General features: G+C 46.0%; 7 protein-coding genes and 1 pseudogene. 2 read left to right on the top strand and 6 right to left on the bottom strand.

Going from position 1 to position 10,503, the window contains the following annotated elements; translation table 11 throughout:
* Positions 1-96 (top strand): annotated as a pseudogene (locus L2744_RS13795) (IS982 family transposase); the annotation flags it as partial.
* Positions 97-303: 207 nt separating this feature from the next.
* Here L2744_RS13795 and comJ read toward each other — a convergent pair.
* Positions 304-789, bottom strand: coding sequence for a competence protein ComJ (comJ, locus tag L2744_RS13790; protein ID WP_248992448.1), 486 nt, complete (start codon positions 787-789; stop codon positions 304-306).
* 13 nt (positions 790-802) lie between these two features.
* On the bottom strand, positions 803-2,362 hold the full coding sequence (locus L2744_RS13785; RefSeq protein ID WP_248992447.1) for an AbgT family transporter: 1,560 nt from the start codon (positions 2,360-2,362) through the stop codon (positions 803-805).
* A gap of 415 nt (positions 2,363-2,777) precedes the next feature.
* On the opposite strand from L2744_RS13785, the gene L2744_RS13780 reads away from it, so the two are divergent.
* The gene (locus L2744_RS13780; protein WP_248992446.1) at positions 2,778-4,349 is read left to right on the top strand and encodes a CehA/McbA family metallohydrolase domain-containing protein; all 1,572 of its coding nucleotides are present in this window, start codon (positions 2,778-2,780) and stop codon (positions 4,347-4,349) included.
* 93 nt (positions 4,350-4,442) lie between these two features.
* On the opposite strand, the gene L2744_RS13775 is transcribed toward L2744_RS13780, so the two are convergent.
* The 4 genes from L2744_RS13775 to L2744_RS13760 form a co-directional block, all read right to left on the bottom strand.
* Positions 4,443-7,592, bottom strand: a complete 3,150-nt coding sequence (locus tag L2744_RS13775) for an efflux RND transporter permease subunit (protein ID WP_248992445.1) — start codon at positions 7,590-7,592, stop codon at positions 4,443-4,445.
* A 9-nt stretch (positions 7,593-7,601) separates the two neighbouring features.
* Positions 7,602-9,143: an efflux RND transporter periplasmic adaptor subunit gene (locus L2744_RS13770; protein WP_248992444.1), complete on the bottom strand. Its 1,542-nt coding sequence runs from the start codon at positions 9,141-9,143 to the stop codon at positions 7,602-7,604.
* Between the two features lie 21 nt (positions 9,144-9,164).
* Entirely contained in the window at positions 9,165-9,425 is a 261-nt protein-coding gene (locus tag L2744_RS13765; protein WP_248992443.1) for a heavy metal-binding domain-containing protein, read from the bottom strand.
* Between the two features lie 269 nt (positions 9,426-9,694).
* Positions 9,695-10,135 (bottom strand): hypothetical protein, encoded by a 441-nt coding sequence (locus tag L2744_RS13760; protein ID WP_248992442.1) that lies wholly within the window; start codon positions 10,133-10,135, stop codon positions 9,695-9,697.
* Positions 10,136-10,503: the final 368 nt, after the last annotated feature.

The raw sequence follows: 10,503 nt of genomic DNA, 5'->3' as shown, positions 1-10,503 counted from the left end.
ATTGCGGGACTTATCGCCTATCAATTGAAAGACAATAAGCCACAACTGAACATCACTAACGCAGAGTTTAATGCTATTGCAGTTATGGCTTGTTAAACCGATCTCAGGTTAGTTAAAAATAGCAATAGTTTATTTTTAATTGATATCTGAGCTGCTGGATTACGGAATTATGATTTTTGTGGTTTTTATATCCAGCCATTTGTCACTCATTTAGCGGTACTAAACATCGTTTTTTGTTTCACGGGTTAGGCTTTGCCTAAACGAACAAAATCGAGTCTCGAAACCTCAACTCGGCTGAACATGTTACTGCGCGAAACCGGCAATCATTTTCTTTCCTTTTGCCCCTCCCCAAGGATCATCTAATAGGTATTGGGGTTTCACAACATTGATAGAAGGAATGAAAGTAAATTTATAAAATACTTCCTCACCCTCGCACACCTCATAATATACCGAGTAGAGTTCATCATTAAGTGGCAAATTAATCTTAAATTTTTCAGCGGCCGATGCGACTTCAACTTGCTCTTTGTCAACGACATAAAATGGTGCAACGATACAACGTTGGCAACCTAGATCCATCTTGAACTCACTGCATATAGACAGAATAACGTTTGCCCCAAAGGCGTCCTCCACAATAGGATCAAATAGTAAATAATCTCTATGTAGAAGTGCTCCTTGGGTAATATTTTCATGTCCCCATCGACTCAATTCTTCATCAAATCCTCTAGAACGCACTAGAATTTGGCTATGTGAGATTAAGAGATCCACTGTCTGGGTACCATCCACTTGCATAATAAACCTCAAATTAAGGTAAAGCTGGGAAGGTGAACGAGCTGCCAATACCTAATGGCAAGCCTAAGGCCCAGTATGCCAGCAAGAAACCGCTCCATAGCAATAGAAAACAGATAGAAAACGGTAACATAAGCGCGACTAGGGTGCCGATACCCGACTCTTTAACGTATTTTTGGCAGAACACCACAATCAATGGAAAGTAGGGCATTAGTGGTGTGATGATATTGGTTGATGAGTCTCCAACCCGGTAAGCGGCTTGAGTCAAATCGGGTGACACGCCTAGCTCCATTAGCATAGGAACCATAATGGCACCAATTAGTGCCCATTTAGCAGAAGCGGAACCAACCAATAGGTTTACCAGCGCGGTCAGGAAAACGATCCCTACCAGTGTGACGCCCATAGGCAGTGCTAATTCTTTTAATGCCAACGCACCTTTTATTGCCATCAACGCGCCCAGATTCGATTGGCCGAAAGCATAAATAAATTGCGCACAGAAAAAGGCCATCACTATGTAATAACCCATACCGCTCATGGACTTACTCATGCCCTGAATAATGGCTCTGTGGTTGTTGGCTGTACCCGCGGCATAGCCATACACTATGCCGGGAACGAGGAAAAACACAAAAATAATTGCCACAATCGACCGCATTAGGGGGGCTGAAGCACTGGTTAATGCACCGTCTGCACCACGCCAAGCTGAGTTGTCACCGTAGGCGGTCAATGCTAGTCCTAGAGCACAAAACAACATGGAAGCCATGGCAAATCTCAGCCCTCGGCGTTCATGGGGTTTAAGTTCATCAAGGATAGGTAGATTCGCGGGATCGCCATTAACGGCGGTGTTTTTCAGGCGTGGTTCGATAATTTTATCGGTAATAAACCAGCCAACTAAGATAATTAAGACGGCCGACGCTGAGGTAAAAAATAGGTTATTCAGCGGGTTAATGGTTAACGTTGCCGCGGCAGGATCGGCAGATAATCGTGCTGCAGCTTGAGTTAAACCGGCCAACATAGGGTCAAGGCTCGATGGCACGCCAACCGTTGCCGAAAAACCACCGGATACACCGGCAAAAGCGGCGGCAATCCCCGCTAAGGGATGACGGCCTGCGGCATAAAAAATCACAGCGCCGAGCGGGATCACGAGTACATAACCCGCATCTACAGCGACATGGCTGAGAATACCAACGGCGATCAGTACCGGAGTCAGCAGCATTTTAGGGGTGACAGATAAAATTGAACGCAGCCCCGCATTAATAAAGCCAGTATGTTCAGCAACGCCTAGGCCCAGCATGGCCACAAGCACCACACCTAGCGGCGGGAAAGTGACAAAGGTCGTGACCATCGCCGAGGTAAAAGCGGTTAACGCACTACCATCAAGCATATTCACAATTTGAATTGGGTTACCGCTGCGGGGATCTATCTCATCAAAACTGACGCCAGATAACCACCAAGAGATCAACCAGACCAAGCCTAAAAACATGGCAAACAACACTGCCGGATCTGGGAGTTTATTTCCTACTGTTTCTACGGTATTGAGAAATCGCTGGAATCCGGTGGTAGATTTATGATTTACCATATGGTCGCCTTTTACTCTAAATAATGATTATTGATATTAGTTTTGATAAGAAACCACGATGAGTTACTTTAAGTTTTAGGTTTCCGTTAATCACTTTAATACTTAAGATTTAGTGTGTTACAGCATTGTCGTCATAGCTAATTTAGTGGGGCTACATTATCACGATTGTATCTTCAGGGTCTATGATGGCTAGAATTACCAATGGGATACATAAAAAACACCGTAGCCTACTTTCACATCGGCTTATACCGGGCGATCAGATGTTAAGGGTGCAATTGGCAACAGAGTTAAGCACTATCAGAGGCGCTATTATCTTAGAAGTTTATTTTATTGTTAGCGAATATGGCTGTCATTACCATGTCATCCGTTCGACTTATATTCTGGTTCCGATTTGATGAATATAAAGAGGTTATTCGTGCGTAAAGTGATCAAGCTAAATATGGTTTTATTGTCTTCTCTTATGGTGCTATCTGGTTGTAATTCAGACTCAGAAGACACTAATCCGACACCTATTGAACCCACGGGGCGTTGGTTAAAGGGTGACTTGCATGTGCATACCGCGGTTTCGCAGGATGCCCGCGAAACCCAGTCTGATATCTTGAGGTGGGCGTTTGATGACTTCAATTTAGACTATGTCGCATTATCAAATCACATGCGCGATAACAGCCAAGATAATGATGACAACGATTTGGGTGGGTTGCTTTTTTACGATGCACTTATTCAGTATGAAAATCCCGGCCTTAAGTCCTCTATGTCTAAATATGAGGGCAAACTTGCCTACTCGAGTTTCGAGTGGGATATGCCTACCCACGAACATTTTAATATCGGTATTCTAGGCGATGAGTCCGAAGTCCTTGCGGCAATTAAGACGTTCGAATATCGATTTAGTAGTAAAAATAGTATCGAAGACTTTAATGCTAAAGATATTGCCGCTTGGGAGGCTGCGGGTGACACCCGTCAAAATCAGACTCACCAAGATGCCATCGCTGCCTTGACGTGGCTAGAGACTCACTATCCTGATAGTAGCTACGGCATGTTAAATCACCCTCGTCGCTATTTAACCAGCTACACCATTAAAGATGTAAGGGAGCTGAATGATGCCGCTCCCAATGTTTTCTTTTTAGTTGAAGGTCTGGTTGGTGGACAATTTAGTGGTAATCGCGGCGATTATGCTGAGCGCAGTAGTGGTGTATATGGTGGGGTTGACCCTGTGGTTGCACAGGTTGGTGGTTGGTGGGATGCGCTGTTAGGCGAAGGTCGTCAGATTTGGAATATGGGTAACTCTGATATCCACTTTAAAACACGCCCACCTTATGCAAGCAGTTATTATCCAGGTGAATATGCTAAAAGTTATACTTGGGTCGATGGTCAAGACACTAAAGCCCTCTTGGACGGTTTGCGTTCGGGGAATAGCTTTTCTGTATTTGGTGATCTGATCGATGCCTTGGATTTTAAGCTTGAAAGTAGTAGTAATAGCGTCACTATGGGGCAAACTTTGGTGGCGAAAGCGGGTGATAAGTTAACTCTTTCTATTCGCTTTAAAAGCCCCACTGTTAATAATAAAGAATCAGATATCGGTAATGAAATTTATGCGGGAGTTAATCCTGGCGTGCATCATATCGACTTGATTGCGGGTAATGTGGGTCCGCGCGCTGAAGCGGGTACAACGGCATATGAAAAGGAAACTAACGATTCAACCTTAGTCGTTAAGACCTTTACCAGTGCTGATTGGCAAAAAGACGCCGATGGATACTACAGCATGAGCTACAGTTTTATCGCTGATAAGCATCAATATTTCCGTTTACGTGGCACTAATCTAGATTACAACCAAGCCAATCTGACTGAAAAGGGCAATCCTTTAAAGTCCGCTGTGATTAATCAAGCCGAAGATGAATCGGTGCAAACTTGGTATAACAAAATTAATGACCGTAACTATGATGATCTGTGGTTTTATTCCAACCCTGTGTTTGTTAATACGAGCAAATAAGCCTCTTTAAAGGTGATTAAATAGCCTGAGTAGGATCATAAAATCCCCCAAGTGATTATCGTTTGGGGGATTTTTATTAGAGATATGCAGTCGTTAGTTCATATGCGCGGCATCTTTCTTTAGCTTACGCGAGTAAATCAGCAGATAGAGGGCGGGCAGGACAAACAGCGACAGTATTGGCGCAGTCACCATGCCACCCACCATAGGTGCGGCGATTTTTTGCATCACATCATTCCCCGAACCCGCGCCCCACATAATGGGCAGTAAACCAAAGAAAATAGTGGCAACTGTCATCGCCTTAGGTCTAATGCGCATAACAGCACCTTCGATTAATGCTTCCTTTAGATCGGCTACTGTATGGTAGTTGTTCTTTTCTTGCCTATGCTTAATGGCGTTGTTGAGATAGATCAACATGATCACCCCAAACTCAGCGGCGACACCAGCCAAGGCGATCATACCCACGGCGACCGCGACCGAGATGTTGTAATCCAGTAGATACAGGAGCCAAGTGCTGCCGACCAAGGCGAAGGGCAGACTCAGCATTATGATGCTCGCCTGCATAGTGGAGCCGAATGTCATCATCAGCAGAATGAAAATGACCGCTAATGCCATAGGGATCACTTGCTTAAGCTTTGCATCGACTCGCTGCATGTACTCGTACTGCCCAGCGAAGCTGTAGCTGTAACGCGGTGGCACCTTGAGTTCGGCATTTAACGCTTGCTTGGCGGTAGTAATGTATTCGCCGATAGAGGTGCCTTCAATATCGATAAACACCCAAGAGATTAAGCGACCGTTTTCACTGGTGAGCATAGGTGCGCCATCGGTGATCTCAATATCCGCTAAATTTCGCAGTGGCAGGTAATTTCCCGATTTAGTGATCACAGGCAGCTCGCGCAACTTCTCGATATTATCCCGTAGCTCACGGGGATAACGTAAGTTGATAGGGTAACGCTCCGCCCCTTGTACCGATTCGCCAATATCCATACCACCAATGGCGTAACGCACCACATCTTGAATATCTTGCAATGACATACCATAACGTGCGGCCACATCGAGTTTAGGGGTGATATCGATATAACGCCCGCCGCCACTGCGTTCAGCATAGGCCGACTTAGTGTGTGGCACTCTACTGAGAATGGCCTCTATTTCTGCTCCTAGGCTTTGTAGTTCGTTGACATCGGCGCCGGTGATCTTAATGCCAACGGGGGTTTTTATCCCAGTCGAGAGCATATCGATACGGGTTTTGATGGGTTGAACCCAAGCATTGGTGATCCCCGGCACTTTCACCGTTTGTTGTAATTGGGCGATGATACCATCTAAGGTCATGCCATCGCGCCATTCCCCATGGGGTTTAAGCATGATCGTGGTTTCGAGCATAGTTAAGGGGGCAGGATCGGTTGCTGTCTCGGCCCGGCCCACTTTGCCAAATACACGAGCAACTTCAGGGACTGTTTTGATCAAACGATCCGTTTGCTGTAACACTTCGGCGGCTTTGCTGGCACTGATCCCAGGTAAAGCGGTTGGCATGTAGAGTAAATCGCCTTCTTCTAGCTCGGGCATAAACTCACTGCCCATACGTGTCATCGGATACCAAGCGCTCACGAATACAATTAAGGCTAAGGTAAGGGTGACCTTTGGAAACCTAAGTACCAGATTCAGCGATGGTTTATATAAGGCGATCAGGAAGCGACTGATGGGATTTTTATTTTCACTCGGAATTTTCCCGCGAATAAAATAGCCCATTAAAATCGGCACCAGCGTAATTGCCAACAATGCCGAGGCTGCCATAGCAAAGGATTTAGTGTATGCCAGCGGCGCAAATAAACGGCCTTCCTGTGCTTCGAGTGCAAACACAGGTACAAAACTTAACGTAATAATAATTAAAGAGAAAAATAGTGCTGGGCCGACCTCGGTTGAGGCTTCTGTCACTATGCGCCAGTGCTCTTTGGTATCGGGTTCTCGGTTATGTTCGGCGTGAAATTGCTCCAAATGTTTGTGCAGGTTTTCAATCATCACAATCGCGCCGTCTACAACTGCGCCTATGGCAATCGCGATACCCCCAAGGCTCATAATGTTGGCGTTAACCCCCATCTTATTCATTACGATAAAGGCGATGAGTATCGAGAGTGGAAGGGTGATGATGGCGACTAAGGTCGAGCGTGCGTGCAGTAAAAACAGCAGGCAGACCAGCCCTACCACTAGCATTTCTTCGACGACCTTACTGAATAAATTATCAACGGAATTAAGGATTAATTGGGATCTGTCGTAGGTGGGGATGATTTCGACTCCATCGGGCAAACCGGCTTTCAGTTCTTCCAGTTTAGCCTTCACGGCATCTATGGTCGCTAGGGCGTTTTCACCGTAACGCATCACGATAATGCCGCCGACGACTTCACCTTCACCGTCGAGTTCGGCAATACCACGGCGTGAGGCCGGGCCTTTGCGCACGGTGGCGACATCCTTGAGTAATAGACCCGTGCCAGAAGGACTGGTGATGCCTAATGGAATTTCGCGGAAATCCTCAAGGGTCTGACGATAGCCTTTGGCGCGCACCATATACTCAGCTTCAGCCATTTCAATGACTGAGCCGCCCGCCTCGCTATTGGATTTTTCTATCGCATTTTTGATGCTGGCGATATCCAGTTTATAGATAGCCATCTTGTCGGGTTCGAGCACTATCTGATAGGTTTGCTCCATGCCGCCCACGGTTGCGACTTCTGATACGCCTGCAACGCTTTGTAATTCAAGCTTGAGATACCAATCCTGCAGACTCTTGAGCTGTGATAAATCTAAACTGCCGGAGCGATCGACCAGCGCATATTCAAATACCCAACCCACACCTGAGGCATCGGGGCCAAGGGACGGTTGTACGCCCTGTGGCAATCGACTGCTGATCTGACTTAAGTATTCGAGCACCCGCGAGCGCGCCCAGTAGATATCTGTGCCATCTTCAAAAATCACATAGACATAGGAGTCACCAAACATGGAATAGCCACGCACTGTCTTAGCACCGGGTACTGCCAGCATAGCGGTAGACAGAGGATAAGTGACTTGCTCTTCTATCAATTTAGGCGCTTGCCCAGGATAGGAAGTTTTAATAATCACTTGCACATCCGATAGATCCGGTAGTGCATCGAGTGGCGTTTTGCGCAACTCTTGTATGCCCCAGACAGTGATCATTATGGCGATGATCAACACCATAAATCGTTGTCTGATGGAGGCTTCGATAATGTATTTTAACATGCCGCGCTCCTAGTGCTGATGACCGCTGCTTAAACGCATTAAGCTGCCCTTAAGGCTGGCCTCGGAGTCGAGTAAAAATTGCCCCGAGATCACCACACGTTCACCTTCGGTTAAACCCGAGACAATCTCTGCCTTACCCTGACTCATCATGCCGACGGTCACGACTTTGGCGGCAAAACTATTGTCGTCTTGTTTTACTATCACGCGATTCTGTTTACCCGTTTGGATTAAGGCTTCCTGTGGAATCACTAGTGTGTCCTTATTTGGGCCACCAAAAAGCGAGACCTTAGCGAGGGTTTTGGGCCTAAGGGAAACATGGGAGTTATTTAGCACTATGCGCACGCGTAAGCTGCGGGTGACAGGATCGAGCTCTGGATAGATATAATCTATGGTGCCTTTGATCCCGCTTAAGTTCATCGCGGGAACCGCCACTTCGGCCTCTTGGCCTTTTACTATCCAACTTTGTTCATTTTCAAACACATCGGCAATCACCCATACCTTAGAGAGGTCAACTAACGACATCACCTCGGTGGATGGCTCAATATACATACCATCACGGATAGAGAGTGTTTCGACAACCCCATCCTGCTGGGCATAAAAGGGCACGCGATACTGGGTTTGGCGCGAGTCGGTTAATCGTTTGATTTGTTGCTCGTTAAACCCAAGGAACGACAGCCTTAACCCCGCTCTACGGACGAGATCTTGATATCTTTGGTTGCCCGAAGTTTTGGCTGTATCTAAGGCGAGTAAATAATCATCCTGGGCGTTCACTAAATCCGGTGAGTAGATCTCGTAGAGTAGTTGCCCTTTCTTGACCGTATCCCCCATGGATTTGACCATCAGTTTTTCTACCCAACCCGTTACTCTGGCGTGGATATGCGTAATTTGGCTCTCGTTATAATCGACTTGGCCAACGGTTTCGACAAATTTCCACAGAGTGTCACGCTCAACCTTAGCGACTTTAATGGCGAGCGCTTGTTGCATGCTGCCAGAGACGTTGATATTGATTTCTTGGGTATTTCCGCCAGTTTCGACTTTTTCCAAGTTCATGCCACAGATGGGGCAAGTGCCGGGTACATCACTGATGATGTGGGCATGCATAGGACAAATATACTTAGTTGTTGTTTCTTGGTTCGCTTTTTTAACTAGGTTGCCAACCTTAGGTGTGGGCGTATCGAACACTTGACTCGCGGCTTTTGCGGTCGAGGTTTGCCCATTGTCTGTCGCTAACGGATCCGCATGCTGATGTTCCGCATGTGGGTCTGTTGAATTAGCCTCTTCCCCTTCCTTTTCAACTAAAAACATATTGCACTTTGGACAGCGACCAGGCTCATGACTGAGCACCTCGGGATGCATTGGGCAAGTGTAGGTTTTTACCTGATTTAATGGGGTTGTTTTCGATGCATGATCATGCTCGGCGGCTGTGGCCGGCACGGATGCCTGTTCATTCGATAGTTGGGCATGGCTCAACAAAGGTACGCCCATGAGTAAGCTACTCATGATCAGTACTGCATTTGGCCCCTGCTTTTTTACGGTTTTAAATGGATTCATATACCTCATCTCCAGCAAAGCTTAGTGGTGTTTGTGTGCGTTTTTCACTACACCTTCAGCCGGTTTTGCTTCTACCGCCTTTGGCTCTAAGTTCATACCACATTTAGGGCAAGTGTCCTCTTTACTGCCTGTCACTTCAGGGTGCATGGGGCAAATATGGGTGTGAGCTTGTTCCTGTGGGCTGACATTGTCATGCTGATGTTCGTGCACCGTAGCCGTAGCGAACGAGTTAGTGCTGGTTATCAATAAGGCAATTAAGGCAAGATTTATTAATATTTTCATATAGTTCACTCCATCGGATTAACGGCCGAATATGAGCGCATAAAACGATAGTGAGCATGTTAATCAAAGGTATTCGCCTCAAATGGCGGATGACACTAAAGATTAGCAAACTGCTCAGTAATACGCGTTTTGCTGGGCTCGGGCGCCTATATTGACAATATGGCACCACAATAAACGGCTAAATTGGGTGTTAGCTTTGGGCTAACCGAATTCTCGTTTTAGCTTAACTTTTACTAAGGGCTGATTAGCCCATTTAGGGCAAAGTGAGGCTAGGCTATCGGTGGTTTGAAGGCCGATGACAAAGAGATAGAGTGGAAATGAGGCATAGGAGTGGCCATTGCGGTATCGCTCAAACTCACACTTGGCCAGAGGTGTGGGCTAAAAAGAGTACCAGCTACTGAAATCGTCAAACAATGACCACAATCATTTGCACATGACGTGGTGCCATCACAGCAATGCTGCTTTGCGCCGGGAAGCATTTTATCGTTACAGCAATCCGCGTTGGCGATTGAATGGGAGTCAGAAGTGTTCTCTGTGTTCATTTGCATCATTGCAGTGTGGTCCATTCCTTGATTCGCAACCTTATGATTCATCGCACTCATATCCATAGTGTGCGGCACCATAGCGTGACCATTAGACACAACACCTTGCCCGACAAGTGCGAGTAAAGTGAATATGACGAATAGATAACGGCTAAGAGTTTGATGCATAAGTATTCCAAATAATGAACAGTTCGATTCTAGCACAGAGACATTCTGCTGCAATGCGTTAACTCACATTTCAGCGAATGCCAAGTCCTTTCCTTTTCACTATTCCAGGTTAACTACGATGATGATACGGCACATTTGGTCATCAATCGGCAGCGTTCTTCATAAGTGGTTGATCCTTGTGGTCGTACAAACGCCTTAATGTGTGATGTTGATCACAATTTCACATTGTGAAAATAACTTTATAAACATATTGATTTATTTTTGCCAAAATTCGGTAACTTGAGATTTTTGGGTGATTAAATTAGCTTTGGTTAAAGTATATTAATACGTTGCCAAGTGCTGGTTTTAGCCAATTGTTATTCTTATTG

It is taken from the genome of Shewanella profunda (assembly GCF_023283765.1).
Classification (GTDB): Bacteria; Pseudomonadota; Gammaproteobacteria; order Enterobacterales; family Shewanellaceae; genus Shewanella; species Shewanella profunda.
Note: the sequence above shows the minus strand (reverse complement) of the source record. Positions and strands in the feature narration are given on the sequence as shown.

Coding starts and splice junctions, on each gene's coding strand:
- comJ (WP_248992448.1), bottom strand. CDS start 789: ATGCAAGTGGATGGTACCCAGACAGTGGATCTCTTAATCTCACATAGC.
- L2744_RS13785 (WP_248992447.1), bottom strand. CDS start 2,362: ATGGTAAATCATAAATCTACCACCGGATTCCAGCGATTTCTCAATACC.
- L2744_RS13775 (WP_248992445.1), bottom strand. CDS start 7,592: ATGTTAAAATACATTATCGAAGCCTCCATCAGACAACGATTTATGGTG.
- L2744_RS13770 (WP_248992444.1), bottom strand. CDS start 9,143: ATGAATCCATTTAAAACCGTAAAAAAGCAGGGGCCAAATGCAGTACTG.
- L2744_RS13765 (WP_248992443.1), bottom strand. CDS start 9,425: ATGAAAATATTAATAAATCTTGCCTTAATTGCCTTATTGATAACCAGC.
- L2744_RS13760 (WP_248992442.1), bottom strand. CDS start 10,135: ATGCATCAAACTCTTAGCCGTTATCTATTCGTCATATTCACTTTACTC.